The organism is Pseudomonas sp. Pf153 (genome assembly GCF_001269775.1).
In the GTDB taxonomy this organism is placed as follows: domain Bacteria; phylum Pseudomonadota; class Gammaproteobacteria; order Pseudomonadales; family Pseudomonadaceae; genus Aquipseudomonas; species Aquipseudomonas uvaldensis.
The window spans coordinates 1-1200 of sequence record NZ_LHVL01000021.1 but is presented as its reverse complement, the minus strand read 5'-3'; the positions used below and the strand labels follow the sequence as shown (position 1 = coordinate 1200).

Here is a 1200-nt window from a genome sequence, read left to right as displayed (position 1 = left end):
GCCGGCAGCGATGGTGATGACCGCGCCATTGCTCAAGGTCACGATGACTGGCGTCTGCGCTGGGTTGGTCAGCGTGGCGGTGTAGGTGATCTGACCGCCTTCTGTCACTTCATTGGAAGCAGACAAGGTCAAGCCAGTGTTGTCCGCCGAGTCAGTAATCGTGGTGACCGCAGGCGCGGTGCTCGGTACCAGGTTTTCGAAGTTGCCGCCGGTTGCGCCAGTGATGGTAGTGCTGACAGTGCTGCCGTTGTTGTAGACGTCATTGGCCGGGGTATCGACGGCCACAGTGCCGGTAGTTTGCCCAGCAGCGATAGTGATGATCGCGCCGTTGCTCAAGGTGACGGTGACTGGCGTCTGCGCCGGGTTGGTCAGCGTAGCGGTGTAGGTGATCTGACCGCCTTCTGTCACTTCGGTAGAAGCCGACAAGGTCAAGCCAGTGGTATCCGCCGAGTCAGTAATTGTGGTGACCGCAGGCGCGGTGCTCGGTACCAGGTTTTCGAAGTTGCCGCCGGTTGCGCCAGTGATGGTAGTGCTGACAGTGCTGCCGTTGTTGTAGACATCGTTCGCCGGAGTATCGACCGCAACAGTGCCAGTGGTTTGGCCCGCAGCGATGGTGATCACCGCGCCGTTGCTCAAGGTCACGGTGACTGGTGTTTGCGCTGGGTTGGTCAGCGTCGCGGTGTAGGTAATCTGACCGCCTTCGGTAATGGTTTCGCTGGCGCTCAGCGTCAGGCCGGTAGTGTCCGCCGAATCGGTGATCGTGGTGACCGCAGGCGTGTTGCTAGGCACCAGATTTTCGAAGTTGCCGCCGGTTGCGCCGGTAATCGTAGTGCTGACAGTGCTGCCGTTGTTGTAAACGTCGTTCGCTGGGGTATCGACGGCGACGGAGCCCGTGGTTTGGCCGGCAGCGATAGTAATGACCGCGCCATTGCTCAAGGTGACGGTGACTGGCGTCTGCGCCGGGTTGGTCAGCGTAGCGGTGTAGGTGATCTGACCGCCTTCTGTCACTTCGGTAGAAGCCGACAAGGTCAAGCCAGTGGTATCCGCCGAGTCAGTAATTGTGGTGACCGCAGGCGCGGTGCTCGGTACCAGGTTTTCGAAGTTGCCGCCGGTTGCGCCAGTGATGGTAGTGCTGACAGTGCTGCCGTTGTTGTAGACGTCGTTCGCTGGGGTATCGACGGCRACGGTGCCCGTGGTTTG

1 protein-coding gene is annotated in these 1200 nt (G+C 60.3%); it reads right to left on the bottom strand.

The features are described 5' to 3' along the window. Positions 1–1200, bottom strand: a 1200-nt coding sequence (locus AD666_RS15165) for an immunoglobulin-like domain-containing protein (RefSeq protein ID WP_156315946.1), incomplete at both ends; no start/stop codon positions are given.